Source organism: Virgibacillus sp. MSJ-26 (assembly GCF_018918075.1).
In the GTDB taxonomy this organism is placed as follows: Bacteria; Bacillota; Bacilli; order Bacillales; family Amphibacillaceae; genus MSJ-26.
In genome coordinates, this window is record NZ_JAHLPW010000007.1 from 42,345 (window position 1) to 68,632 (window position 26,288).

Annotated in this window: 23 protein-coding genes; 10 read left to right on the forward strand and 13 right to left on the reverse strand. The window is 37.6% G+C overall.

The features are described 5' to 3' along the window. Window positions 1-283: 283 nt before the first annotated feature. Genes KQI49_RS08260 through cydC form a run of 4 tightly spaced genes read left to right on the forward strand, consistent with a single transcriptional unit; the run spans window position 284 to window position 6,128 of the window. Complete coding sequence (locus KQI49_RS08260) at window positions 284-1,690, forward strand: cytochrome ubiquinol oxidase subunit I (protein ID WP_216487935.1); 1,407 nt, start codon at window positions 284-286, stop codon at window positions 1,688-1,690. Then, window positions 1,680-2,693, forward strand: a complete 1,014-nt coding sequence (gene cydB / locus KQI49_RS08265) for a cytochrome d ubiquinol oxidase subunit II (RefSeq protein ID WP_216487937.1) — start codon at window positions 1,680-1,682, stop codon at window positions 2,691-2,693. The genes KQI49_RS08260 and cydB overlap by 11 nt, the downstream gene beginning before the upstream one ends. Next, window positions 2,693-4,411 (forward strand): thiol reductant ABC exporter subunit CydD, encoded by a 1,719-nt coding sequence (cydD, locus tag KQI49_RS08270; RefSeq protein WP_216487945.1) that lies wholly within the window; start codon window positions 2,693-2,695, stop codon window positions 4,409-4,411. The genes cydB and cydD overlap by 1 nt, the downstream gene beginning before the upstream one ends. Window position 4,412: 1 nt before the next feature. Further along, window positions 4,413-6,128: a thiol reductant ABC exporter subunit CydC gene (cydC, locus tag KQI49_RS08275; RefSeq protein WP_216487953.1), complete on the forward strand. Its 1,716-nt coding sequence runs from the start codon at window positions 4,413-4,415 to the stop codon at window positions 6,126-6,128. 22 nt (window positions 6,129-6,150) lie between these two features. Here the strand turns inward: cydC and KQI49_RS08280 are convergent, their stop codons facing one another. Beyond that, window positions 6,151-6,942: an alpha/beta fold hydrolase gene (locus KQI49_RS08280; RefSeq protein ID WP_216487954.1), complete on the reverse strand. Its 792-nt coding sequence runs from the start codon at window positions 6,940-6,942 to the stop codon at window positions 6,151-6,153. Between the two features lie 204 nt (window positions 6,943-7,146). On the opposite strand from KQI49_RS08280, the gene KQI49_RS08285 reads away from it, so the two are divergent. The 3 genes from KQI49_RS08285 to KQI49_RS08295 all read left to right on the forward strand — a co-directional run bounded on the left by KQI49_RS08285 (window position 7,147) and on the right by KQI49_RS08295 (window position 9,954). Beyond that, window positions 7,147-7,605: a YaiI/YqxD family protein gene (locus KQI49_RS08285; RefSeq protein ID WP_216487955.1), complete on the forward strand. Its 459-nt coding sequence runs from the start codon at window positions 7,147-7,149 to the stop codon at window positions 7,603-7,605. Window positions 7,606-7,609: 4 nt separating this feature from the next. Further along, window positions 7,610-8,479, forward strand: coding sequence for a MurR/RpiR family transcriptional regulator (locus KQI49_RS08290; RefSeq protein ID WP_216487957.1), 870 nt, complete (start codon window positions 7,610-7,612; stop codon window positions 8,477-8,479). A 104-nt stretch (window positions 8,480-8,583) separates the two neighbouring features. Next, complete coding sequence (locus KQI49_RS08295) at window positions 8,584-9,954, forward strand: aspartate aminotransferase family protein (protein WP_216487959.1); 1,371 nt, start codon at window positions 8,584-8,586, stop codon at window positions 9,952-9,954. A gap of 173 nt (window positions 9,955-10,127) precedes the next feature. Here KQI49_RS08295 and KQI49_RS08300 read toward each other — a convergent pair whose 3' ends face one another. Next, on the reverse strand, window positions 10,128-11,540 hold the full coding sequence (locus tag KQI49_RS08300; protein ID WP_216487961.1) for a glycoside hydrolase family 18 protein: 1,413 nt from the start codon (window positions 11,538-11,540) through the stop codon (window positions 10,128-10,130). An 82-nt stretch (window positions 11,541-11,622) separates the two neighbouring features. Then, window positions 11,623-12,885, reverse strand: coding sequence for a CYP152 family fatty-acid peroxygenase CypC (gene cypC, locus KQI49_RS08305; protein WP_216487962.1), 1,263 nt, complete (start codon window positions 12,883-12,885; stop codon window positions 11,623-11,625). Window positions 12,886-13,070: 185 nt separating this feature from the next. Between cypC and KQI49_RS08310 the strand changes: the two genes are divergently transcribed. Next, on the forward strand, window positions 13,071-14,216 hold the full coding sequence (locus KQI49_RS08310) for a conserved virulence factor C family protein (RefSeq protein ID WP_216487964.1): 1,146 nt from the start codon (window positions 13,071-13,073) through the stop codon (window positions 14,214-14,216). Between the two features lie 190 nt (window positions 14,217-14,406). Here KQI49_RS08310 and KQI49_RS08315 read toward each other — a convergent pair whose 3' ends face one another. Beyond that, on the reverse strand, window positions 14,407-14,634 hold the full coding sequence (locus KQI49_RS08315) for a group-specific protein (RefSeq protein WP_216487966.1): 228 nt from the start codon (window positions 14,632-14,634) through the stop codon (window positions 14,407-14,409). 251 nt (window positions 14,635-14,885) lie between these two features. Between KQI49_RS08315 and KQI49_RS08320 the strand changes: the two genes are divergently transcribed. Further along, the gene (locus KQI49_RS08320) at window positions 14,886-17,102 is read left to right on the forward strand and encodes an MMPL family transporter (protein ID WP_216487971.1); all 2,217 of its coding nucleotides are present in this window, start codon (window positions 14,886-14,888) and stop codon (window positions 17,100-17,102) included. A 336-nt stretch (window positions 17,103-17,438) separates the two neighbouring features. On the opposite strand, the gene KQI49_RS08325 is transcribed toward KQI49_RS08320, so the two are convergent. The 8 genes from KQI49_RS08325 to KQI49_RS08360 form a co-directional block, all read right to left on the reverse strand. Next, the gene (locus KQI49_RS08325; protein WP_216487973.1) at window positions 17,439-18,389 is read right to left on the reverse strand and encodes a calcium/sodium antiporter; all 951 of its coding nucleotides are present in this window, start codon (window positions 18,387-18,389) and stop codon (window positions 17,439-17,441) included. A gap of 119 nt (window positions 18,390-18,508) precedes the next feature. After that, on the reverse strand, window positions 18,509-18,880 hold the full coding sequence (locus tag KQI49_RS08330) for a Na+/H+ antiporter subunit G (protein WP_216487975.1): 372 nt from the start codon (window positions 18,878-18,880) through the stop codon (window positions 18,509-18,511). After that, entirely contained in the window at window positions 18,858-19,142 is a 285-nt protein-coding gene (locus tag KQI49_RS08335) for a Na(+)/H(+) antiporter subunit F1 (protein WP_216487976.1), read from the reverse strand. Before KQI49_RS08335 ends, KQI49_RS08330 begins: the two co-directional genes overlap by 23 nt. Then, entirely contained in the window at window positions 19,142-19,624 is a 483-nt protein-coding gene (locus KQI49_RS08340; RefSeq protein WP_216487977.1) for a Na+/H+ antiporter subunit E, read from the reverse strand. Before KQI49_RS08340 ends, KQI49_RS08335 begins: the two co-directional genes overlap by 1 nt. A 39-nt stretch (window positions 19,625-19,663) precedes the next feature. After that, window positions 19,664-21,145, reverse strand: a complete 1,482-nt coding sequence (locus tag KQI49_RS08345; RefSeq protein ID WP_216487978.1) for a Na+/H+ antiporter subunit D — start codon at window positions 21,143-21,145, stop codon at window positions 19,664-19,666. Beyond that, window positions 21,138-21,476: a Na(+)/H(+) antiporter subunit C gene (locus KQI49_RS08350; RefSeq protein ID WP_216487980.1), complete on the reverse strand. Its 339-nt coding sequence runs from the start codon at window positions 21,474-21,476 to the stop codon at window positions 21,138-21,140. The genes KQI49_RS08345 and KQI49_RS08350 overlap by 8 nt, the downstream gene beginning before the upstream one ends. A gap of 3 nt (window positions 21,477-21,479) precedes the next feature. After that, window positions 21,480-21,875 carry an MnhB domain-containing protein gene (locus KQI49_RS08355; protein WP_253286740.1) on the reverse strand — a complete coding sequence of 132 codons (396 nt, stop codon included), beginning with the start codon at window positions 21,873-21,875 and terminating at the stop codon, window positions 21,480-21,482. A 16-nt stretch (window positions 21,876-21,891) separates the two neighbouring features. Then, a complete protein-coding gene (locus tag KQI49_RS08360) occupies window positions 21,892-24,300 on the reverse strand; it encodes a Na+/H+ antiporter subunit A (RefSeq protein ID WP_216487982.1) in 2,409 nt (802 codons plus the stop codon). A gap of 585 nt (window positions 24,301-24,885) precedes the next feature. Here KQI49_RS08360 and KQI49_RS08365 point away from each other — a divergent pair. Next, complete coding sequence (locus KQI49_RS08365) at window positions 24,886-25,560, forward strand: universal stress protein (protein ID WP_216487983.1); 675 nt, start codon at window positions 24,886-24,888, stop codon at window positions 25,558-25,560. Between the two features lie 77 nt (window positions 25,561-25,637). Here KQI49_RS08365 and KQI49_RS08370 read toward each other — a convergent pair whose 3' ends face one another. Next, window positions 25,638-26,231 carry a lysophospholipid acyltransferase family protein gene (locus tag KQI49_RS08370; protein ID WP_216487984.1) on the reverse strand — a complete coding sequence of 198 codons (594 nt, stop codon included), beginning with the start codon at window positions 26,229-26,231 and terminating at the stop codon, window positions 25,638-25,640. Window positions 26,232-26,288 lie beyond the last annotated feature (57 nt).

Sequence of the window (26,288 nt, forward strand, 5' to 3'; positions counted from 1 at the left end):
TTCATGTTAAAACTTGTTACTATAATAACAATTCATTAACAGAGTTTGAACAAAACATTAAAAAGTCATAAGTCATACATTGTACAAATCTCCGACATCAAATCGTCAATAAACCTTGCCAATTCTGTAACCTATAGGTATTTATTTAAATGAATAAAGTTATATAATAGTAGTGTATAAGGTTTTCAACACATCCATAGTATTAAATTTAATTATAAACATTTGCTATTAATTTATGGAAAATATGTGAATAACATCACTTATTAATAGGAGGTTAACCATCTTGGGCACATTAGAATTAGCTAGACTTCAATTCGCGTCCACAACGATTTTTCACTATTTTTTCGTCCCTATGTCGATTGGTTTAGCTCTCATTATTGCTATCATGCAGACGCTGTACGTAAAAAAAGGCGATGAGATTTATAAACGAATGACAAAGTTCTGGGGAACTCTCTTTCTTATTAACTTTGCGGTCGGAGTCGTTACTGGTATTCTGCAAGAGTTTCAATTCGGTATGAACTGGTCCACTTATTCTCGTTTTGTTGGAGATGTCTTTGGCCCTTCATTAGCCATCGAAGGTTTGCTTGCATTTTTTATGGAATCTACTTTTATCGGAATTTGGATTTTCGGTTGGGATCGACTTTCTAAGCGAGTACACCTGATTTCAATTTGGCTTGTTTCAATCGGAACAATCTTATCTGCGTTTTGGATATTATCAGCGAACGCTTTTATGCAACATCCTGTTGGTTATGAGTTAGCTGACGGTCGAGCACAAATGACGAGTATTAAAGAAATTTTAACGAACGGGCATTTATGGGTACAATTCCCTCACACTTTATTTGCAGCATTCGCAACAGGAGCTTTCCTAATCGCGGGTGTGAGTGCTTGGAAGATTGCTAAGAAACACGACGTCACTATGTTTAAAAAGTCATTTAGAATTTCAATTATTGTAGCGACTATTTCGGCTATGTTTGTGATGGTCTTTGGCCACCAACAAGCACAGAATTTGGTTGAAACCCAACCAATGAAGTTAGCTGCTGCTGAAGCGTTATGGAATACAAGTGATGATCCAGCACCATTTACTGTACTTGCAGGAATAGATACGGACGCTAAGGAAAATAGTTTCGAAATTCAAATTCCATATCTTCTCAGCCTATTTTCTTATAGTAAGTTTAGTGGTGAAGTTGAAGGGATGAACCAAATTCAAGCAGCCTATGAAGCAAAATATGGACCGGGAGATTATATCCCACCTGTCAAAACCGTATTTTGGAGTTTCCGTGCCATGGTAATGAGCGGAACAGCAATGCTATTACTTGGCCTTTATGGCTGGTATGCTTCTCGAAAAGATTTACTAGAGAAAAAACCCTGGTTTACAAAAATTATGGTTTACGCTATATCACTTCCATTCATCGCCAATACAGTTGGTTGGATTATGACGGAAATGGGACGCCAGCCTTGGGTTGTTTTTGGAGTGATGCAAACAAAAGATGCTGTTTCACCATCTGTAACCTTTAATGAAGTGTTATTCTCCTTTATTTCATTTACGTTAATGTACGCCATTTTAGCTGGCGTCACTGTTTATCTATTTGTGAAACATATTAAAAAGAAAGATCAACCAGAAGATACATCTGGTAATTTAGACGATCCGTTTGATGTATCAGAAGAGGAGGCTACTCCAAATGTCACTTAATGAATTTTGGTTTTTACTCATTGCAATTCTTTTCGTTGGTTTCTTCATTTTAGAAGGGTTTGACTTTGGCGTTGGAACCGTTGCACGGTTTTTAGGTAAAGATGATGCAGAAAAACGAACGTATATTGGAACGATAGGACCATTCTGGGATGCAAACGAGGTATGGCTGATCACCGCGGGAGGTGCGATGTTTGCAGCCTTCCCTCATTGGTATGCGACTTTATTCAGTGGCTTTTATATTCCGTTCGTTTTTATGTTACTGGCGCTTATTTTACGAGGAGTTTCATTTGAATTTAGGGAAAAAGTTAATACAGAACGTTGGAAAAACATCTGGGATTGGACCCTGTTTATTGGTAGTGCCCTTCCTCCTGTCCTTTGGGGTGTGGCTTTAACCAATTTTATGACTGGGATGCCTATTGACGGCGATAAAGAAATGGTTGGAGGCTTCTTACAGTTTCTGCATCCTTTCGCGTTATTAGGTGGCGTGATGTTTCTATTGCTTTGCATTGTGCATGGTCTGCAATTTATCACGATCCGAACTGAAGGTGAATTACAAGAGAGGGCGCGACGAGCCAGTAAGAGATTTGCTCCTTTCGCCTTGATCTCTTTGCTCGCCTTTGCAATAATCGGATGGTTAACAACAGATATCTTCACGTATCATGGAACTTTCTGGATCATACTTCCAATTGGAGCATGGGCAGCACTTTTAGTTGCGAGCATGCTTAATATTAAAAAATCAGATATCTGGGCATTCACATTAACAAGTGTTACGATAGGGCTACTTATAGCAAGTGTCTTTATTGGTATGTTCCCACGTGTCATGATCAGTACAATCAGTGAAGCCCATAATTTAACGATTTTAAATGCTGCATCGGGAAGCTATACGCTTAAAGTTATGTCTTACTTCTCGCTCACGTTGTTACCATTTGTGTTAGGTTATCAAGGATGGAGTTACTACGTTTTCCGTCAGCGACTTAAAAAAGATGATGAGTTGGGATATTAATGAAACGAAAAAAAGGTCTGCCTTCCTATCCGGGAAGTCGCAAGCTTTACGCTAGTCTAACCATATTAATAATCTTTGAAACCATTGGTATAATTGCCCAAGCTTATTTTTTAGCTCGGGCAATTACACTTTTATTTGATCGTGTACCTCTTAATGACACCGCTCCATATATAGCGTTATTCTTTCTCGCTTTTATTCTGCGTCACGCCTTATCACATTTCCAAGAGTATTTAACTGAAAACTATGCTCAAAAAACGAGTACAAATTTACGAAAGAAACTAGTGAAGGCCTATTTCCGTCAAGGACAGCAATTTATTCAAACAGAAGGAACAGGACGCTTAGTTACACTCGCTATTGAAGGTATGGATCAATTAAAAAAATACCTTGAAATTATTTCAATCCGTATGATTCGGACGTTCATTGTACCGCTGATGATTGTACTTTATGTGTTCACTCTTGATAAAATCTCAGCTGTTATCCTCGTCGTGACTGTACCGATTATAATAATTTTTATGATTTTATTAGGACTTGCGGCACAAAAAATGGCTGATAAACAATATGCGACTTATCGTGTTTTATCAAACCACTTTCTTGATTCGTTAAAAGGCCTGGAAACTCTTAAATATTTAGGACAAAGTGTTAAGCATGTCTATAAAATAAATAAAGTTAGTAAGCGATACAGAGAAGCTACAGTAAAAACATTGCGTGTGGCATTTCTTTCTTCATTTGCCCTTGATTTTTTCACCAGTCTTTCAATAGCTTTTGTGGCTGTTGGACTTGGTTTTCGCTTAATTGACGGGGCAATGGTACTTTTTCCGGCTTTAACAATCTTGCTTTTAGCTCCTGAATACTTTTCACCAATTAAAGAAGTTGGTAGTGATTTTCACGCTACACTAGACGGGCAAGTAGCGATGGGAGAAATTGATAAAATTATTGCGGAAGACGAAAAAAGTGACATGACAGATCAAGTCACTTCATTTACGTGGACACCATCGAGTCAGATCACTTTAAAAGAAATCAATGTTGGCGATAAAGGATCGCTTATATTAAAAAATATTAACTTCTCTTGGCAAGGTACAGGTATGATTGGCATTATTGGCGAAAGTGGGGCTGGAAAATCGACACTGATTAACTTATTCGCTTCATTTTTAAGTCCAACAAGTGGGGAATTTAAAATAGACGAAAAAGATGTTAATACGATGAAAAATGATTGGTTGAAAAACATTGCATATATTCCTCAACATCCGTATATTTTCCCTGCATCACTTGCCGATAATATTCGCTTTTATGCTCCAGAAGCGACTGACGAAAGAGTCAAACAGGTTATTCGTGAAATTGAACTTGAGGATTTTGTAAATGAAATACCAGAAGGCATGCACCAAAAGATTGGTGAAGGCGGGCTTACGTTAAGTGGTGGTCAAGAACAACGTATAGCGATGGCTCGTGTTTTACTAAGTGATAAACCAATTATCTTACTTGATGAACCAACAGCACATCTTGATATTGAGACAGAATACGAGGTAAAGCAAGTCATGTTGCGCGTCTTTAAAAATCGTCTTGTTTTCCTAGCGACTCACCGCCTGCATTGGATGCATCATATGAATGATATCATCGTTTTAGATAATGGACGAGTTGCTGAACAAGGAACTCATAACCAATTAGTCAAAAAAACTGGCACTTACTTTAACCTACAACACCGGCTTAAAGGAGGGACTTGAAATGAAGGATTGGATTTTGCCATATTTAAAACATCATAAAGGACGAATTAGCCTTGGTATTTTCTTTGGTTTATTAGGCATTGGCTCAGGTGCCATGTTACTATTCGTATCCGGTTATCTTATTTCAAAATCCTCCCTCCGTCCGGAAAACATCATGCTAGTTTATGTGCCCATTGTCGCTGTAAGAGCGTTTAGTATTGGGCAAGCCGTTTTTGTTTATTTAGAGAAGCTCGTTAATCATGATATCGTGTTACGCATCCTTGAAAAGATGAGAACCCGATTATATAAAATGGTCGAGCCACAGGCTTTATTCTTAAGTAGCCGTTATCAAACTGGCGATTTACTCGGTGTTTTATCGGACGATATCGAACATTTACAAGACTTTTATTTACGGACTATTTTTCCAAGTATCTTCGGAGTGATTACTTATGCTGTTTTCGTAAGTGTTCTTGGAGTGTTTGATTGGATTTTTGCTTTATTGATGCTCCTTGTTTTAGGTACGCTCGTCTTCCTTTTACCACTTTTATCACTGTTAACGACGAGACGACAGCATACAGATGAAAAACAACAGACAAATAAATTATATAGTCAATTGACAGACGCCATTTTTGGGCAAGTTGATTGGCAAGCCAGTGGCAGAACTGATGAAATTCTAGGACGCTTGGAGGAAGAAAATCGTCTTCTTGTAAAAACGGAAAACAATCTCCGTAAGTGGAAACATGTCCGTAATGCTCTGCTCCGCCTCATTATAGGTTTTGTTATTGTTCTGATGATTATTTGGACAGATAAACAGACAGGTCAGGGAGCCTTTTCACCGACAGTCATTGCTGCTTTTGTTCTAATGACTTTTTCCATTATGGAGGCTCTTTTACCGATATCAGAGGCCGTTGAACACGTTCCGACATACAAGGACTCTTTAACGCGTATTCAGAAAATAGAGGACGAACAAGCGGAAGCAGTTGAATACGCAAATGATATTTCCCTGGACAACACCTCCCCAACGGTAACGCTTAAAAGACTCAGCTATCACTATCCAGGCCAATCGAAAAAAGTAATTGATCAACTATCTTTAAACATATTACCTGGTAAGAAAATAGCTATTCTCGGGAAAAGTGGCATGGGGAAATCAACATTGTTAAAACTCATGGCTGGAGTGCTTCAGCCTAATGAAGGCAATGTATTAGTTAACGGACAGTCAATGACAAATGAATTATTATCAAAAACGGTATCAGTTTTAAATCAAAAACCTCACTTATTTGATACAACAATAAAAAATAATATACGTATGGGACGACCTCAAGCAACAGATGAGGAGATATTAGAAGTTATCGAGCGAGCTCAATTAACCAACTTAATCGCTTCCCTACCTCAAGGTTTAGATACACCCATGCAAGAAATGGGCCAGCGATTTTCAGGAGGAGAACGACAGAGAATTGCATTCGCACGTGTGCTCCTTCAAAACACGCCGATTATTTTATTTGATGAACCCACTATAGGGCTTGATCCAATGACAGAGCAAGAAGTGTTAAATACAATACTAACAGCAACAAAAGAAAAAACAATCATCTGGGTAACCCATCATTTAGCAGGAATTGAAAAAATGGATCAAGTCATTTTTCTAGAAGATGGCAAAATTGCCATGCAAGGATCCCACGAAGAATTAGTACAAAACAACAAACGTTACCAAAAATTGTATCAAATGGACCGCGGGACATAGGGGCAGGTGCGCTGTCCCAGTTTTACTGGGACGCAGTGCCTGTCCCCACGTCCCGAATTAAGAAATCACTGATTAGTGACATATACTTATCCGTTTCCTCTATTCCTGGAGCATGGCCAGAGTTTTCAAATTCTACAAATCTTGCGTCAGGAATCAAATCAGCAATTTCTTTTCCTTCTTCAGGTGGGTTAAGCCCATCATGCTTTCCGCTAATGATTAGAGTTTCTGCTTTTACATTTTTTAGGTTTGGTCTGAAATCAAAGTCAGCAAGTGCATCAGCCGCAATCACTTGTTGTTCAGGTGTCAATCCTCCTGGAATACTCTGCAACCACTTACCGACTGCTTCCATATTATAAAAAATATGACCGGCCATCTCTCCCATCTGGTCTTCAAAGCTTAAATGTCCAATTTCCTCCCGATGTTCAGCTAGCAAACCCTCGGCTTCACCCTTGGCATGTGTGTTGCCGGAAACTAGAATCATTTTTTTAACTCGTTCAGGAACCTTAATAGCCACGCCTTGAGCAATATAAGTCCCCATTGACATACCAATCAAGTTGACTTGATCTACGCCTAGTTTATCCATTATAGCAATGGTGTCCTCTATATGGTCATCAAGTGTGTAGGATGACGGTTTTTCCGACTTACCATGTCCTCTGGCGTCTATAGCGATTACTCGGAAATAGTCTTTAAAATACTCCATTTCTTGCTTAAGCATTAGATGATTACTGGTTAAGCCATGGAGTAAAATTAATGCTTCACCTTCCCCTTTTTCTTCATAAAAGAGTGTTGTATTATTTACATTTACTTCAGGCATTCTACTTTCCTCCCATTCATTAAACTAAAGCTTCTCTTAGTATAACATGTCCCAACACTGCCTTCGTAATAATCCGTTATCGCACTCTAAGAAACGGGACGCAGTGCCTGTCCCCTTGTCCCGCACTAGATTAATTGACAAATGAACTTTACTCCTTTTACATAGAGTTTGAGAATTGATAAATGAGCAACAAAGGGGTTTATTATGAAAATATACGTTGATGCGGATGCAAGTCCGGTAACAGATATTGTGATTAATGAAGCTAAGCAATACCACATTCCTGTTGTACTTGTGAAAAGCTACAGTCATTTTTCACCAAAACAAGAAAATTCAGGTGTACAAACTATCTATGTCGATACGGGGGCGGATTCGGCCGATTATCGAATTTTAAAAGAAGCTAAAGCAGAAGATATAATCATTACTCAAGATTATGGTTTAGCTTCTTTAGGTTTAGCAAAAAGTTGTATAGTGCTTCATCATAAAGGGTTTTCTTATACTGATAAAAATATAGACACACTACTGCAAACACGCCATTTAAGTGCACAAGCTCGGAAAGCTGGCAAAAAAACAAAAGGACCCAAACCTTTCACGGAAGAAGACCGGAAAAAATTTAGGGAACTACTTATTTTTACATTAGAAAAATATCATACCAAGGGGGAATAGAAAGATGCCACGATCAAATGTTTATCAAACCATTTCCAACCGTTTCCCAGAGATGAGTAAATCTCAAAGAAAAATTGCCACATATATTTTGGAAAATACCCATTCAGCTCCTTTTTTAACAGTCGGCAAATTAGCTAAGATGTCTGATGTTAGTGAAGCGACAGTCGTACGATTCGCTACATTTCTAGGCTATAGTGGCTATAATGAACTACAACAATATATGTATGATTCTGCTGAAAAACAATTGAACACGGTTGAACGACTACAAATGTCACGTGACGTTTATAGTGAAGAAGAAAAGGGTATCTATGAAGTATTTGAGGATGACATTACAAATATTCGAATGACAATGGAAAATTTAAAACTGAAAGACTTTGAAAAAACAGCTTCATATTTATTAGAAGCTGAGAATATTTATATTGTGGCTAGCCGTAGTGCCGTTTCATTAGCGTCATTTTTACATTATTACTTAGATATTATGTTTGGAAACTGTGAACTCATCCAATCAAATGAAACAGCCATTGAACGACTTTATGATTTAAATAAAAACGATGTCGTCATTGGCCTTAGCTTCGCTCGCTATACCAAAGCCACTCTCGATATAGTTAACCATACTAAAGGTAAAGATGTCCCCATCATTGCCATAACAGATAGTTTATTATCACCAATCACTCAACTCGCGACGATATCTTTAGTAGCTTCGAGTAAAATGCCCTCATTTCTTGATTCCTTCGTCGCACCCTTAAGTATAATCAATGCTCTTGTTACCTATCTCGGAAAGCAAAAACCTGACCAGATTAATAATAGATTAAGGGAATTAGAACAATTATGGGACGATAACGATATTTTTCATCAACACAGAGATCATATGTAATGAAATTAATACTTCATCAATGATTATATTATGAAATATTAATTGCATAAATATCCTTTAATGCATATACTATAATTAAGTCATATAATTAAGGGGCTATAAAAATGGGATTAAAAGTTTCCTTTGAAAGTGGGAAAAAAGTACAATCACAAGGTTTGTTTCAAAAAGCAGAAAAAGTGATACCTGGAGGAATTTCGGCTAATATCAAATACTTCCCACCACATCCTATCGTGATGGAAAAAGCGTCCGGAAGTAAATTATTTGATGTTGATGGTGAGGAATATATCGATTATTCATTATGTTATGGCGCGCTCATTACGGGGCACGGTCATGAACGGATTACCTCGGCGACTACTAAATACATGGAATCCATCGGGACAGCGATCTTCGGCACACCGCATAAATTAGAAATTACAATGGCAGAAAAACTAATCGAACTTTATCCCGGCATCGATATGGTGAGATACACGAATTCAGGTCTAGAGGCGACGTTATTCGCCATCCGTTTAGCAATCGCTTATACAGGAAGAGGCAGAATCGGTAAGTTTGAAGGTCATTACCATGGTGGTTATAACGAGGTTCTCGTTAGTGTCAATCCTAATGAGCAGGAAGCAGGTGAAGCAGGGAATCCTTCAGCTGTCCCAGAATCAAAAGGAATCCCAGAAGATAAACTTAACCAAACAATTATTCTACCCTTCAATGATTTAAAAGCAACAGAGCAACTTTTACGAAAACATGCTCATGAGCTTGCAGCAGTTATTTTAGAGCCAGTTCAGGGGGGCTTTATTCCAGCTGAACCTGAGTTCTTAGAAGGATTGCGGAAGATTACCAAAGAACTTGGCATTCTACTCATATTTGATGAAGTTAAAACAGGTTTTAGAGTCCATCTTGGCGGAGCTCAAAGCGTTTATAATATTACACCTGATTTAACAGCGCTTGGAAAAGTCCTTGGTGGGGGATTTCCGGTCGGAGCCATCGGAGGCCGTCGAGATATCATGATGTTAAGCGCACCGAATGCGGGTAGCGATGTCTTCTCAGTCGACGGAAAGAGTCACAAGAAAAACGATGTCGTATTCCATAGCGGAACATACAATGGGCATCCAATTGTCTTATCTGCTGGACTAGAAACCATCCAGTTACTAGAAGAAGACAATACAATGGGACAACTTTTTATGCAAACAAATAAACTAAGAAAGCAACTGGAAGAACTTTATGCCTCCTACGATATTCCAATGCAAACGATTGGCATGGGTAGTATTTTTAATATCGTTCTCAGCTCAAATCCCATCCGAAATTACCGTGACATGTGGCAAGCTGATAATAAGCTTCGTGAAGCGATTGACCGTGAACTGCTCGATCTTGGTGTGTTCTTGAAGCCACTTAACCGGTATTCCATGTCAACAGTTCATGACAACATTGATATCAGAAAAACTGTCGATGCACATGAAAAAGCGATTAGACGTTTATATTATTAATTAGGTTGGAAAAGGCTAGGATAAAAGCTCGGACATAAGTGTGTTTAGCACAAAAGTATCCGAGCCATCGTAGCTGCATATCACCCGCTCCGGAAATATACTTCGCTAAGACAGCAAAAGATTTCCATTTCAAGTTAACTATCCCAATCTTCTTCCTAGCCTTGTTAGTTTCATCAAACCTTCCTAACTTTAAATTCGTTTTTTAGCACTGGCCAATTTTGGGGAAAGTCATTCCCAAGCACCCAGTAACTTACACCCCTTATGCCATATTTCTTAACCGTTTCATATTTGACCTGCATACTTCTAGCATCTTCGAACCATACTTCATGTTCCTGTCCCGTATTATCTGTATATCTAAAGAAGGGCGATTGGTATGTGTCATTGTATTGAATGGACACACCATTTCTAGCAGCCAAATCAACTGCTCCCTCTGGACTAACGGTTCGTGCAAACGTTCCTTCTTGCCACGGAACTTTCCAATCACGTCCATAAAGTGGCGCACCCATCATAATTTTTTGTCTTGGGATGACCGTTACGGCATAGTCCAATACATCGCGCACTTTATTAATCGGCGCAATTGCCCATGGCCTACCGCCTGCCCAACCCCATTCATAAGTCATAATGATGACAAAATCAACAATTTCACCGTGAGCCGCATAATCATGTGCTTCATACAGTAACCCTTGCTGGTCGCCACTTTCTTTTGGAGCGACAGCGGTGGATAGTAGGAAACCTTCTGGACGTAACCGAGCCGCAAGTCTTCTTAAAAAGTCATTATAGTTCTTTTGGTCTTCTGGATAAACATATTCAAAATCAATATTAAGCCCTCGATAACCTTTAGCTCGCATTGTTTGTAGTAAGTTGTTGATAAGTGTATTTTGAAGTGTCGGATTCCCGAGGATTGTCGCTGCCAAATCCGAATCAAAATTATTGTTTCTAAAGTTCGTTAGCGCAAGGAGTGGTGCGACGTCATTTACTTTAGCAGCATTAAGAAGTGCTTCTTCTTGCATTGATGTCAATGAACCATCTTCTTTTACGCTGTACATAAAGGGCGACAAATAAGTAAAATTGTTTCCAAGTAAGAGAACTTCATCTCTCCCTCGCTCATTGATCGCCGTCGTATACGCATTGACTTCTTTAATTGGCCGTGGTTTTTGTGGAATTCGTAAGTCCTGACCTACTGTAAGTTGGGAGGGATTGGTTAAATGATTTAATTGAATAAGATTATTCACTGAAACATTAAAGCGCTCACCAATCGCCCACAATGTATCTCCCGCTTGAACAGTATACGTGGAATAAGGTAGTTTTAACAATTCACCAACATGGATTAAAGTTGGGTCTGTTATATTGTTAGCGTGCGCTAATTCTTCAACTGACACCCCGGACTGAAAAGCAATTTTCCCAAGTGTGTCACCTGCTTCGACAACATAGTCACTCCCTGGTTCAGGAATAACAATCGATTGTCCGACAACAAGCACACTTGGATCCTTAAATTGATTAACTAAGATAATTTGATTCAAATCCGAACCATACTGAGCGGCTATCCGCCATAAGGATTCGCCACTTTTAATAACATGAATTTTCATCTTTCTTTCCCCCAATAAAAATAAGATCTCTTTTCATGTTATTCTAGTGGCCTATTTTTGTGTTGTGTTACAAAAGGGAAAGTTATTTTCTCTTAACGTTAGTCATTATAAAACGGCTCTTCGGCAAACTAGGCATCCGGTTCATACTAAAGTCTAAATCTTGTGGTGGAACGTCATATTCCATATGATTAACCATCATATCTAGACAAGCCTTCATAATTTCAATCGTTAACCATTCGCCTGGACAACGATGCCCCATATAATAATCCCCTCCACCTTGTGGGATAAAATCAAAGGGGGTTCCATTCCAATCTTCAAAACGCTCAGGTATAAATTCATTAGGCTTATCCCATAAATTCGGATGATGATTTGTTCCATAAAGATCTAATATAACTAATTGATCTTCTTTAAAGTCATGTCCATTCCAAACAAAATCATGACGAACCCTTGCTGCCAAGATTGGGAAAAACGGATAATAACGGCGTACTTCTTGGACAAACATTTGAAAGTCGCTTTCATTTGATGTATCTCTTAACTTTTCTTTTTCTTGAGGATGATCATGAAGAGCAAGCGCACAGAATGCAATATAAACTGAAACAGCAACTGTCGGACGTAAAATATTGACCAATTCAACAGCAGCAATGTCTGTACTCATTAGTTCCCCATCCAATTTGCGATGCCAAGACATTTTATAAAGGGCTTTTTCTTCAGGAACATCTAATTGTCCATTCCGCACCTGATCAATCAATTCTCCAGCCCACTTTTCAGTTTTTTCTCGAGCGGCTCTTCCTTGCCAGTGTCTTAATCCGACAGCTCCACCCGCTTCAAATAGGGCATTTAAATCTTTTGTTCGTTCCTCAACTTCATTTGCCCGCAGTGGAACTCCTGCCCATTCACATATGGTGATTGTCAAAATTTTATTGGCTTCTTCATATAAATTTACTTCACTCATTCTATCCCACTCGTCAAGAGCCTCGTCCCATCTTTGTTTAAAAATTTGGGCGATATCAGATATACGCTCCGAACCCATCAGGGACATAAACAATTCCTTCCTGTTCTTATGGGCATCATCATCTAACGTTTGAAGACCACCTTGTCCAAATAAGGTTTTTAATACACGTTTTGGCATAGCATCCGCACGTCTGAACTTATCATTATCATAAAAAAGACTCGCTCCATCTTCTCCTGTTAAGCAGACTGCCTTTTGTCCTCCAAGAAGTCGTGTTTCAAACATATTCGTATCTAAACGACGACGCTGGTTAGGGATGTAGCGGTAGCCTTCAATAAGAAATTTGAATGTATTATCAATTCCACGATCAACTTTTATTTCTTCTCTATATACCATGTTTATCCTTCCTTTTTCCTTAGTTAATGTTAGAATTTACTTATCTTCTAGCTTTATTCAAACTATAATTGTTCTCTACCCGTTATTCTCCTTTCAAACGCGTAGTAAGCAATTAGTTGCGAAAATGGATAAACAGGCTATTCTTTGTTAAAATCAGTCGTAAGATAAAATAAGGAGTGATACTTATGAAAATTGTTTCGATTGAACCCACACCTAGTCCACACTCCATGAAAATAAACGTCGATGAACATCTAGAAGATGGCGAGACATTAAACTATAAATCCGGTGATGACTTAAGAGAGGCGCCCGAGTATATACAAAAGTTGTTTGAAATCAATGGAATAAGTGGCATTTATCGTGTGATTGACTTTATTACCATTCAGAGACGACCTCGTGTGGAGTGGGAGGATATCCTTCCAAAAGTGCGGGATTTGCTGGGTGGAGCAACAAATGAAGCGATAGAAGATATCTTTGCGCCTTCATCTCAGTCAAGTGAAGACGCTTATGGAGAGATCAACGTCTTCGTTCAAGAATTCCGGAATATTCCGATGCAAGTCAAAGTGGAAGAACATGATCATGAAAAACGCTTCGGCCTCCCAGAACGTTTTACCAATGCAGCTATTGAAGCGTCAGAAGCCTCAGATAATATGTTAATGGAAAGAAAATGGGTCGAGAAAAACCCACGATATGGGAAGATTGATGACATTGGCCAAGAAGTCGTTGAAGAGTTATCTGCAAGTTATGATAAAGAAAGATTGAATGAACTCATCAAAGCCGCTTTCTCAGAAGACCCGGAACAACTTTCTTCAGACAAGCAGAAAAACAAAGTGACATTAAGTATGTTGGATCAGCCTGACTGGCGTGACCGCTATGCCGTCATGGACAGGATGGATCCTACAATAGAAGATTTACCCGTATTAGATAAAGCGCTGGAAGATGATAGGTCATCAATTAGAAGACTGGCAACTGCTTACTTAGGTATGATTGAAGAACCAGAAGTCTTACCTTATCTTTATAAAGCATTGAAGGATAAAGCAGTTAACGTTCGTCGCACAGCAGGGGATTGTCTCTCAGATCTCGGCTTTACTGAAGCCATGCCTGAAATGATTCTCTCATTATCAGATCCCAGCCGCCTCGTTCGCTGGCGTGCAGCCATGTTCTTATACGAAGTGGGTGACGAATCAGCTATCCCTGCACTAGAAAAAGCTTTAGAAGACCCGGAATTTGAAGTAAGAATGCAAGTTAAAATGGCTTTGGACAGAATTCAAGAGGGGAAAAAAGCAGAAGGTTCCATTTGGCACCTCATGAATCAAGCAACAAAACAAGATTAAATAAGTATCTGATTGTCTAATCTTTTCTAAACATAAGAGGTTGGGACAGAAGAATGAACTACAATTCTTCTTTGCCCGCAGAAAGCGAAGTATATTTCCGAAGCGGGTGATAAACAAACCATAGTTTGGATATTTCCGCAAAACACTTATGTCCCAGCCTCCCATTTAGTTAAAACTAAATCTATTATATTTACTTTAACAACTCGTCCATTTTCTTATCTCTTTCTAATTGTTCTTCAGGTGAGGCAAGATCATACTTTTTTAATAGATGAAATAACTCATTTAAAGTTTCTTGTGATCTGGGGCTAGATAAAAATCCCTTAATCACATAATATGAATCACTGGTAAGATATTCTTTTTGACTATTCAACTTCTCAACAACAGCTTCTTGTGAATGATCTATATTACATTTACTCATAATCTATCATCCTTTCCCCACTATTTTACTCAGCATACCATATCAGAAAAGTTTATTCATTCCATATCTCACGAACTATTTTGAATATAATCACTTATCTCCCCTATACCATCTATAATTTAAAACTAAACATCTGCAGCCCGTTCATACTGCATTCATACTGCATTCATACTGCATTCATACTGCATTCATCCATTAGACACATCGACTTCTTATAATTAAATCAGCTTATAAAAAGGAGTCGAAACTGAATGTTAAAACCGATAAGAAGCTTAGTAAAATACACAAGCAGCTCAAAAGGAGCGAAAGTAACACTCATTGGATGGATTTTGGCAGTTATTCTTTTAAGTGTTCTCGCCCCTTCTGCTAAAGATTATGAAGGGAACAGTACTGAGGGAAGTGTTAATCAAGATCAACCATCTGAAATAGCAAATCAATTGGAAGAAGAAGCTTTTCCAACGGATGAAGGACTCACTGCTCTGCTTGTCTTTCATCGTGACAATAAAATCAACGATGACGACAGAGTAAATATTACTGAGTTAAGTGAGTGGCTCGCCTCTGAAGATAAACCTGAATATATTGCAAGTGCTTTGCCATTTCATCAGTTTCCTGAAGAGGTTCAAGATCAAATGTTTTCTGAAGATGAAACAACTTTATTATTTAATGTTGCATTAGAAGATGATCTTGACTCTAGTCAAACCAATGAAACGCTGGAAGCACTCTCAGACAAAGTGGAATCCATTGGCATAAATGATTTACAATTTGAAATTACTGGGCCGGCTGGTATTTCCGCAGACACTTCTAACCTATTTAAAGATGCGGACTTTGTCTTAATGTTTGCAACGATTGCGTTAATCTTTGTGATTTTAATCTTAATCTATCGGTCGGCTATTTTAGCAATCACACCGCTCATCATAGCAGCCATTGTATATGGAGGTGTCGACAGGGTCCTTGGGATTGCTGGAAAATATGATTGGTTTGTAGTCGAAAGCCAAGCTGTTTCTATTATGCTTGTCCTATTATTTGCGGTCATTACAGACTACAGTCTATTTATATTTTCCCGTTTTCGTGAGGAATTGAGGAAAAATGAGTCGAAGTATGAATCGATGGGTGAAGCGATATATCATGTTTCTGAACCGATCTTCTTTAGTGGTGGAACTATATTTATCGCAATGATGACTTTATTTGTCACCATTTTTCAACCATATAATCATTTTGCGCCTGTCTTTTCAATTGCCGTTGTATTTATTTTAATCGCGGGATTAACATTAATTCCAAGTTTATTTGCTCTTATGGGCCGACGTGCTTTTTGGCCATTTATTCCAAGAGTGAACGATAAGGAAAAGAAGAAAGAACACTTTTGGCATAAAGTTAGTCGCCGTGTTAAAAAACATCCTGCTGTCATTGCCGGTGTACTCTTAATTGTCTTACTAATTGGTGCGTTTAATTTCACATCAATCAATTATTCATTTAACCTATTAAAATCATTTCCAGATGACATGTCGTCAAGAGTCGGATTTGAACTATTAGAGGATCATTATCCGGCTGGACAATTAGCTCCTCTCGATGTAATTTTAAAATCTGATGAACAAATTGATACTGATGAGGATTTTTTAAAGCATATTAATGGACTTAAAGAAAATATTGAAAGTCAGGGTAATATTGCTTCGACGTCTCCAGATATTACAGATGAAATGATTAATGGAGACGAAGACTTACCAGACAACTTTATTGGCAACGAAAAAAAAGCCATTAAATTAAGTGTCGTTCTTGATAGTAATCCATACGAGGATAAAGCGTTAAACACCGTACAAGACCTTCGAGATAATGGGAAAAAAATAATTGAAAACAGTGGACTTTCCAAAGATCAATATGAACTTCATATTGCGAGTCAAACAGCTGAACAGTTAGATGTGAAGCAAATGAACACAAGAGACACTATCTTACTGTTCTCGGTCGTTACGATTTTACTCACGTTCATTCTTGGTTTCCAAACTCATTCTATCAAACTACCTTTATTGATGATGGGAACTATTTTATTATCTTACTTTGCTACGGTTGGATTTGGTTGGTGGATATTCGAACATCTAATGGGGTATGACGCCATTAGCTATCGTTTACCAGTGTACACATTCATTTTCATGGTGGCACTAGGAATTGACTACAACATTATGCTCGTTTCGCGCATTAAAGAAAAAGCAGAACATTTACCATGGAAGGAAGCTGTTGGAGAAGGGATTGCCTTAACAGGCGGCGTGATTTCTTCAGCCGGACTTATCCTAGCCGCTACTTTCTCAGTGTTAATGACCCAGCCATTACAAGAACTATTCTTATTCGGGTTCACCATGGCCATGGGAATATTACTTGATACGTTCTTAATTAGAGGATTCCTATTCCCATCCATTTTGCTGTTAACTCACAGAGAAAAGAAAAACAAAGAAAAGTTTAGTATTTCATATAAATTTTAAAATGGTACCCGGAAAAAAGGGTAGAAAGTTAAACACTATAAAAACATCGCTGATAGTGTATCTGCTTTATCCTCTCTGGATTTACTCCTAAACCATATTCCAGGTAAAAGTCTGTTGGAGATTATGTCATAACGTTGAAGCACTTTTTCACCGGCTTCCTACGCACTGCGGGGTCTCATCGAGTCCTTAACTCCCACTAGAGTCTCACATATTCCATTTGCTAGTATTAGTATCATTTAAATTTTCCCACATACTAAAACACTTTCCTTCAAAAAACGTCTATACTCTTTTAAAGAATAGACGTAAAGTTGAATCCTATACATATTTAAAGAGTACTCAATTTCTTATAATAATATAAATAAAGTATAGTATATATACGGCAATAAGGGAAAGTCCTTCAATTTTACCGATCTTAAAGTTAGTTCGGGAGAAGATTAATAATATAGCAGTTAAGATAAGCATGACAAATACGTCAGTAAATACTTTATTATTCACAGCAAGTGGACTAATCGTGGAAGTAATACCAAGCACAAATAATATATTAAAGATATTGCTGCCTACAATGTTTCCGAAAGCAATTTCACTTTGCTTTTTTAAAGCTGCGGTAATTGACGTTACGAGTTCAGGAAGTGATGTCCCAATTGCAATCACAGTGAGACCGACCAGAGTCTCACTCATGCCGAGAGAATAAGCGATTGTAGTAGCATTATTTACAACCATGTTTCCTCCAAATAGAATACCAACGAGCCCAATAAGGATAAGCAAAAGGCTTTTTCCCCATGATTCATCAACCGGTTCTGTGTCGCGGTGAGCCTGTTCTCGATTATTTCTACCTACTTCAAACACATAACACAGAAAAATGCTTAAAAACAGCAACAAAATAATACCATCACTACGATCAAGTGCGTTATTTAATCCCCGTAATGTCGCATCACTCATAAATACCAATAAGACAATACCGGAAAGAAATGTAAACGGGATTTCTTTTTTTATTGTTTGAGTTTCCACTTTTATGGGATAAAAAAAAGCCGCCGCCCCAACGACCAAAGACGTATTCAAAATATTACTTCCGACAATATTACCGATGGAAATATCGGAACTGCCGCTGATTGCCGCCATAATACTCACCGTTGCTTCAGGCGCACTTGTCCCAAAAGCAACAATTGTTAAGCCGACGAGCAATGGAGAAATCCGCATTAAATGGGCAATTGCTGATGCTCCATCAACAAAAAAGTCAGCTCCTTTTATTAATAAAACAAATCCAATTACAAGCAATATATAAGCCATTATTTATCTCCTTTGATTCCTCTTCCTTTATTGTATATCTTTACCCTTTTATCGTGCAGGCATGCTTAAAATAATCAACATGTGGAATTTATACAAGGAATTCATGGCTTATTCGAAAACTAGTCTTGGTCAGTTTTTTTCTGTTCATCATAAAGTTCTTTTAATTCATCTACGGTTGTTGTTTCGGTCATTTTCACATTTGATTTATACGCGGCCCTAATAATAAGATGCCCAGCAGTTGGTGAAGTGATAAATACAAACACAATTCCTAAAATCAATCGCACACTAACCGTACCATCAGTCATCCAAAAGAAAAGGAATGCTCCAACAAGCGTTAAGAGAACAGCGAGTGTCGAACTTTTTGTAGCTGCATGAGCACGACTATAAACATCTGGGAAACGAATAATTCCAAAGGCGCTTATGACACTAATAATACTTCCAATTAAAATTAAGAGTGCCGCTATAAACTCATCGATCTCGTTTATGTTCAATAATGACACCCCTCTCGATAAACTTAGAGAGGGCAATGGTACTTATAAATGCCAAGATGCCCAGGATTAAGATCACTTCAAGATATGCTCTTGTATTAAATATGACAGATATGACAGCAATAGCAGAAATCAAGTTTACTCCAATAAAGTCTAAAGAAATGACACGATCAGGAAGACTTGGCCCTCGAATGATACTAAATAAAGCAATCCCTATTGCAATCGCAAATAAAATCATCGATGTTACCAACATAGCTTTAATCATTATCGTGTCACCTCCATAATTGCTTTTTCAAATTTAGCTAATGATCTTAATAAATTATCTTTATATTTTTCAATATCCATCGCATGTACATAAAAAACGTTCCCCTCTGGCATCACTTCCATAACGACTGAACCTGGCGTTAATGTAAGTAATAGAGCAATAAGTGGCACTTCCCACTCTCCTCTTAGCACTGTTTCATATCTGAAAATACCAGGTTTTAAATCTAACTTTGGAGTGAGAATCGTTTTAAGAACAAGATAAGCTGATTGAAATAACTCGGAATTGAAGATGAGAATTAACTTTATGATCGCGTAAACTCGGTGTAAATAAAATTTTCTTCCAAAGAAACGGTACATTAAAAAGATAATGATAATACCGACGAGATAGCCTTCAAAGAAAGTTGTATATAGAAACATATCCTCATCTTTAAACAAAACCCACAGGAAAGCAATAAATATATTTAAAAGAAATTGGGCGGCCATATGCATCTCCTCCTCATCATTTTAGCAACTTGCTTATCCTTATTTATCAGGTAAAACAGCATCTATATAAATTTCTGGATTCATTAATGTATGTGCCGCATCATTGACATAAACAGCAATTGATTCTGCTCCAACACCCAAGACAAAGGTAGCAACACTTAGAATTATTGAAGGTATTAACCAACTCTTTTTTAATGGTGGTTCATCTTCAATACTTAAAATGGTCTCGCCCCAGAAACAGTTCATAAAAATACGCAATAACGAATATAAAACAAATAGACTTGAGATAAACGCTAGAGCAAGAAGAACAAAATTCCCCTTTTCGACTGCCGCTCCTCCTACAAGCACTTTACCCAGAAATCCGCTAAAAGGTGGAATGCCCGCTAAGGAGAGTGTCACGATAAAGACAAGCCATCCTAAAACTGGGTAGTTGCGAATGAGTCCACTCATCTGATTCAATCGGTTTTTTCCCGTTAAGGCAATCATTGTTCCTACCAGTAAAAATAGAAGTGCTTTAACGATCATATCGTGAATAAGATAGTATATTGACCCTTCCAATGCCACTGTACTAAATACTGCTAGTCCAACCATGATAAATCCAACGGCAATTACAACATTAAAAGCTGCTATTTGCCTCAAATCTTTATAGGCAATTGCGCCAATGCTACCAATGATTAACGTTACAGCTGCCATAACTCCTATTAACGTATGGGTAATGGCTGGTTCATGATTGAATATAAGTGTAAAAATCCGAAACATCGCGTAAATACCGACTTTAGTTAAAAGTGCTCCAAATAATGCCGCTACGGCTGTGGGCGGTACACTGTATGATCCAGGCAGCCAGAAGTAAAGTAATAATCCAGATTTCAAACTAAACACAATTAATAATAAAATACTAATTGTCGTTAACAACGGCGTTTGACCAACTTCTGAAACCCTCACGGCTAAATGGGCCATATTCAATGTTCCTAAAGTTCCGTATAAGTAAGCAATTGCTACAAGGAATATCCAAGATGATAAAACATTGATTGCAATATATTTAATCGATTCACGAAGCTGATCTTTTTTTCCACCAATCATAACAAGAATATAAGACGCCACAAGCATAACTTCAAAACAAACAAAAAGGTTAAATAAATCGCCTGTTAGAAAAGATCCGTTTACACCAGCAATAAGAAATTGAACAAATGAGTAAAAAAACATCGATTCAAGGGCTCTTCCAATCGTCGCAAAGGCATAGAGTAAACAGACCAATGTCACAAAACTGGTCGTTACAACTAGTAACATTGAGAATGAGTCAGCCACGAAAACAATCCCGAAAGGGGCTTTCCACTCTCCAAACTCTAATGTTAAAATACCATTTGTTTGAATTTGTTTAAGAAGATAAAGCCCCAAACCACCTGAAAAAATAACAGATAGAACACTCACCCAACGCTGTATTTTTATATATGGTCTAAGAAATATAAGGATAATTCCAATCAAAATAGGAATCACCATGGGTAAGACAATTAGATTACTCATCTTTGAAACCTCTCAATGCATTTAAATTATCAGTTCCCGTCTTTTGATACGTCCGATATGCCAAAACTAGAAAAATGGCTGTTACAGCAAAGTTAATGACTATGGCTGTTAAGATTAGAGCTTGTGGCAGTGCGTCTGTATATGTTTTTAGTTCTTCACCGAGAAGTGGAGGTCCCCCTTTTTTTAGACCGCCCATCGCCATTAAGAGTAAATGTACAGCATGAGAGAGGAGTGCTGAGCCCAAAATGATTCTGATAAGATTTCTAGATAAAAATAAATAAGTGGCAATCATAACTAAAATGCCTGCTAGAATAATAATTACACTCTCCATCAGCTACACATCCTCACTTATGCCTAAAATAATTGTCACCACAACACCCACAACAGCAAGGGACACACCAGCTTCGAATAATGTGACTGTCCCCATTTCAGTCTTCCCAATAAGAGGAAATGTTTTGCTCGTAAACGTATGTGTTAAAAAAGACTTTCCGTTAAATATTGCTAAAAAACCAGTTGTTACTGAAAGAAAAACACCTACCGCAGCAACCACAACGAAATTTAATGGCAAGCCACTATTGACTGTTTCAACATCAAACGATAAATAAAGTAGAACAAAAGCGGAGGAAAGAACCAATCCTGAAATAAAACCACCACCAGGTTGGTTATGCCCAGCGATAAATAAGTAAATCGCTAAAGTTAGGATGATAAACACAACGACTTTAGTCACCATATGCAGTATGACATCATTAGTCTCCTTCAATATTTTCCTCCCCTTTCCACTTCTTTAATTTTAGTATCGAATAAACACCAATACCTCCAATGAATAAAACAACCACTTCAAGCATCGTATCAAAGGCACGGAAGTCTCCTAAAATAGCATTCACGATGTTATTTCCACCAGCCAACTCATCGGCATCTTCGAAAAATAATGACACTTGTTCAAATAAATTACCACTGTTCACAGAAAGTCCGATAACGATAAAAATGAGACCAACAGCAACGGAAATAAGCATATTCGTTATTTTTGAAGACGGAGGAGAACTTTCTTTTTTCCATTCAGGCAGAAAGTAAAAACAGAGTAAAAACAAGACAGTGGTTACCGTTTCAATAATCGTTTGAGTCAAAGCCAAGTCAGGGGCGCGGAATAAAACAAAGAAAAAGGCGATTGAAAAACCTATAACGCCATTTAGTAAAATTGCAGTCAACCTTGACTTAGCAAATAATATTGCAAATCCCGCAGTGAGTATGATGACAACAAAGATCCATTCATACGAGCTAACAGGAGAATCTTGAGATAAATCAAATGAAAATGCCCCAGTATAGATAAATACTCCACCTGTTACGGCAACTAGGAAAAGATAAATATAAACTAAATAATCACGTAAAAACCCTGTCATATAGAGTTTTGTAAGTTTTGCTGATCCTTTTTCCATTCCTGATAACGAGTGATTGTACACGGCATCAAATGACCGTGTCTCCGGGAATAATCGATAAACCCCTCTCCAACGATGAAGGGTTAGATAAAGGAATCCTCCAACCAACACAATGGCTATAGTCATCATAAGTTCCGTATTAAACCCATGCCAAGCTGTAATGGAATACGCATCAAGTTGCAATGTCATTGAGGGAAATATATGCCCCAAAGCCGGGTAAATTAAATACTTTCCAACAAGGTTTGGGAAGAAGAAAATTCCAACTACAAATAAACCTAAAATAATAGGTGAAATAAGCATTCCTATTGGAGGTTCAAATTGCTTGTTTTCATGATGTCTTCCTTTGTACTCTCCGAAAAATGTTTTAAACACGATAATCATACAATAAACAAACGTAAATACACTAGCACCCCATGCAATAACCGAGAAAAGAGTTCCCCAAGTGTTTAAAGAAAATATATCCAAATTCGAAACATTTAAAGCTGAAGTAAAAAACATTTCTTTACTCAAGAAACCATTGAAGGGTGGTAATCCAGCCATTGAAAAACTACCTATCATAGCAATTGTAAAAGAGACTGGCATTAATGATATTAAGCCACCTAATCTGCGAATATCTCTCGTCCCCATTTGTAAGTCAATAATTCCAATGACCATAAATAAGGCACCCTTAAATGTAGAGTGGTTCACTAAATGAAATAAAGCTGCAAACACGGCCTGAGTATAAACAACCGATTTCGGACTATAACCAGCATGTAAAGCAGCTGAACCAAACCCAAGCATACTCATAATCATTCCTAGCTGACTAACGGTTGAATACGCAAGAAGGGCTTTTAAATCGGTTTGTTTCACGGCAAAAAAGGATCCCACAAACAAAGTAATAATTCCAACTCCACTCACAAGCCAGAACCATAAATCGCCTCCACCAAATATTGGCGTAAACCTGGCAACGAGATAAATCCCCGCTTTAACCATTGTGGCTGAGTGCAAGTAAGCACTAACAGGTGTAGGTGCCTCCATTGCGTCAGGCAACCATATATGGAAAGGGAATTGAGCCGATTTTGTAAAGGCACCGATTAAAAGTAATATGAGGGCTGGAATAAATAAAGCATGATCTGAAATTGAATCAATTGATGAGGCAATCTCTCTAATACTCAATGTTCCAGTCATCGCATAAATCATAATAAAACTCGCAAGCATCGCAAAACCGCCACTTACCGTAATGAGTAGTGACTTCTTAGCACCATACCGGGATTGTTTACGATGGTACCAAAAAGCAATCAGTAAAAATGATGAGATACTCGTCAATTCCCAGAACACGTATAATGCCATCAAATTATCCGAGAAAATGACACCAAGCATTGCTCCCATAAATAAAAGCAGGTAAATATAGAAGTGAGTTAATGACTCTTTTGTGGATAAATAATAGATAGAATACAAAATAACAAGACTGCCAATCCCGGTAATCAACAAGCCGAAAATCATACTTAACCCGTCTAAATATGTAGTAAACTCAATCCCATACGAGGGAATCCACTGCGATGAATTAATATAAGTTTCACCACGAGCAATCGTTGGGATGAATCTCAGTAATGCTATAAATAATACAACTGGCACAACAAGTATGAACCAGCCAATGTGAGTTTGTTTGAATCGATTATTTATAAACGGAATAAAAATAGCGGCTAAAAAAGGAATGAAAATCGCTAAATTAATAGTTAACAAAATGAATCCTCCAGTAACATGCCAGATATTTCAAAAGTTTCCTTTTAGACTTCTTTTAGCAAGACAATTTGAGATCATTCTATTTAAGTCACCCTTTTAAGACTTATACCTTGAAAACATATGGTCACTTGACTTATCGCACGGCAAGCAGGATAATTAGAAGTTAAAAAAGGAAGTTAAAAATGACTTACATATATGGATAATAGGTATTATATATATCACCATCTATCCATAGTGGTATAATGAGGTTTATTTTTATATAAAGTTAATCAACTGTCACTCTAATTCACTAAAATACAACTATAGAATAAGCTATAGAGATAGTACAATACCTTAATTATACAATAAAGAAGTATGCTCTGCATTTATAAGGTTTTCATACAGCAAATCACACACAAAAAGTTCATTATAATTTGGTTTATCTATGCGATTTTAATCACTAAATTACAATTTAACCGGTTAGAGGTTTACGAAGTGTAAACAACGTGTTAAAATGATTTAGCTTTTGAAATACATTCTTAATCATAAATACATTTTTCATTTAAAATTATTGCAGATTATGCGCATTTGGAGAGGTGAATCGTCATGAAAAAAATCAAAGGTCGGATGGATGAAAGTATTCTTGTTTGTACCTACTATGGTCCAAATGGGGAACGATTAATCAGGCGCGGCCATAAATTGGCGACTATTCTTGATTGCCCTTTATATGTGTTAACTGTAGACCCACTTCCATATGATAAGTTTGATGCTGAAAAGTCGGGATATGTTGACCATTGGAAAGAGTTGGCTGACGAGCTTGATGTCGAAGAATTCATGCTGATTGACAACGAAAGGCGTCCTGCTGCCAAAGTCATTGCTGAAGTGGCTTATAACCTTAATATTACACAGATTATTATTGGGCAAACCCCTCAAAATAGGTGGGAAGAGATTACGAAAGGATCTTTCTCCAATGCATTATTAAGGGAAATTACATTTATTGATGTGCATATTGTTTCAGTTGACCGAAGAATTAAAAGTACAGAAGAAGCTACGTTTGAAACAGGCGTCCTCGGTTACCTGCGAAAATATGAGCACGAGTACCGACTAAGCTTTACGAGTTCGCATGATAATCATTATGAAGGTATTTTTTATAAAGAAATCGGAACAGACTTCAATAATGGAATCTTTAAATTTGTCATTGACGGAAAGACATATCAAGTAAACGTCCAAGATGATAAAGTGCTTGATCCAATCAAACCACCGCCTAACTTAAAAGTTTAAAACAAAGGCCCGGACAGGGGATTTAGCTGACTAATCAAAAACGCAAGCGTCTTATTAGACACTTGCGTTTTTATATTCTATTTATCACTTATTTTAGTAGGCAGGTCATGTAATTCATTGTTTAACTGTTCCATCATGACTTCCATACCTTCTTTTCGTGACATGCCTTTAGGTAAATAAATTGGTTCTCCAAAAATGATTCGCGGTTTTGTTCGTTTAAATAAATCACCAAAGTTATTTGGACCAACATAGGCAGCTGGAATAATGGGTACTTTTGAATGTCCTGCAATAGTCACAGCACCCCGTTTTAGAGGTACTTCTTCACTAGTACGCGTTCCACTAGGGAATATGCCCACAACTTTATCTTCAGCTAGTAAACGACGAGGAACTTTAATGACACTGGGCCCCGGGTTTTCACGGTCCACTGGAAAAGCATTTAACTTTCTCATTAACCATCTGAGCGGTCCCTTTTCAAACAGTTCTTTCTTCGCCATATAATGAACTTGAGTAGGCATCACTGAAACACCGAGCCAAAGAATGTCCACCCAACCTGTATGTGTACATGCAATTACATAACCGCCTGATTTAGGTAAATTCTCTTTTTGAAAAACCTTAATCCTACCAAATAAACTTAAAAAGATTTTCACAACATTCGCTGCAAAATTATACATAATCGACCCCTCTTACAATTCTCTAATTTAATACCATTTTACCACAAACTCTTATGA

Excerpts from the sequence above, each read along its gene's own strand:
- cydB (WP_216487937.1), top strand. The coding sequence starts at position 1,680 with ATGTCACTTAATGAATTTTGGTTTTTACTCATTGCAATTCTTTTCGTT.
- cydD (WP_216487945.1), top strand. The coding sequence starts at position 2,693 with ATGAAACGAAAAAAAGGTCTGCCTTCCTATCCGGGAAGTCGCAAGCTT.
- cydC (WP_216487953.1), top strand. The coding sequence starts at position 4,413 with ATGAAGGATTGGATTTTGCCATATTTAAAACATCATAAAGGACGAATT.
- KQI49_RS08280 (WP_216487954.1), bottom strand. The coding sequence starts at position 6,942 with ATGCCTGAAGTAAATGTAAATAATACAACACTCTTTTATGAAGAAAAA.
- KQI49_RS08285 (WP_216487955.1), top strand. The coding sequence starts at position 7,147 with ATGAAAATATACGTTGATGCGGATGCAAGTCCGGTAACAGATATTGTG.
- KQI49_RS08290 (WP_216487957.1), top strand. The coding sequence starts at position 7,610 with ATGCCACGATCAAATGTTTATCAAACCATTTCCAACCGTTTCCCAGAG.
- KQI49_RS08295 (WP_216487959.1), top strand. The coding sequence starts at position 8,584 with ATGGGATTAAAAGTTTCCTTTGAAAGTGGGAAAAAAGTACAATCACAA.
- KQI49_RS08300 (WP_216487961.1), bottom strand. The coding sequence starts at position 11,540 with ATGAAAATTCATGTTATTAAAAGTGGCGAATCCTTATGGCGGATAGCC.
- cypC (WP_216487962.1), bottom strand. The coding sequence starts at position 12,885 with ATGGTATATAGAGAAGAAATAAAAGTTGATCGTGGAATTGATAATACA.
- KQI49_RS08310 (WP_216487964.1), top strand. The coding sequence starts at position 13,071 with ATGAAAATTGTTTCGATTGAACCCACACCTAGTCCACACTCCATGAAA.
- KQI49_RS08315 (WP_216487966.1), bottom strand. The coding sequence starts at position 14,634 with ATGAGTAAATGTAATATAGATCATTCACAAGAAGCTGTTGTTGAGAAG.
- KQI49_RS08320 (WP_216487971.1), top strand. The coding sequence starts at position 14,886 with ATGTTAAAACCGATAAGAAGCTTAGTAAAATACACAAGCAGCTCAAAA.
- KQI49_RS08325 (WP_216487973.1), bottom strand. The coding sequence starts at position 18,389 with ATGGCTTATATATTGCTTGTAATTGGATTTGTTTTATTAATAAAAGGA.
- KQI49_RS08335 (WP_216487976.1), bottom strand. The coding sequence starts at position 19,142 with ATGATTAAAGCTATGTTGGTAACATCGATGATTTTATTTGCGATTGCA.
- KQI49_RS08340 (WP_216487977.1), bottom strand. The coding sequence starts at position 19,624 with ATGGCCGCCCAATTTCTTTTAAATATATTTATTGCTTTCCTGTGGGTT.
- KQI49_RS08345 (WP_216487978.1), bottom strand. The coding sequence starts at position 21,145 with ATGAGTAATCTAATTGTCTTACCCATGGTGATTCCTATTTTGATTGGA.
- KQI49_RS08350 (WP_216487980.1), bottom strand. The coding sequence starts at position 21,476 with ATGGAGAGTGTAATTATTATTCTAGCAGGCATTTTAGTTATGATTGCC.
- KQI49_RS08355 (WP_253286740.1), bottom strand. The coding sequence starts at position 21,875 with ATGGTGACTAAAGTCGTTGTGTTTATCATCCTAACTTTAGCGATTTAC.
- KQI49_RS08365 (WP_216487983.1), top strand. The coding sequence starts at position 24,886 with ATGAAAAAAATCAAAGGTCGGATGGATGAAAGTATTCTTGTTTGTACC.
- KQI49_RS08370 (WP_216487984.1), bottom strand. The coding sequence starts at position 26,231 with ATGTATAATTTTGCAGCGAATGTTGTGAAAATCTTTTTAAGTTTATTT.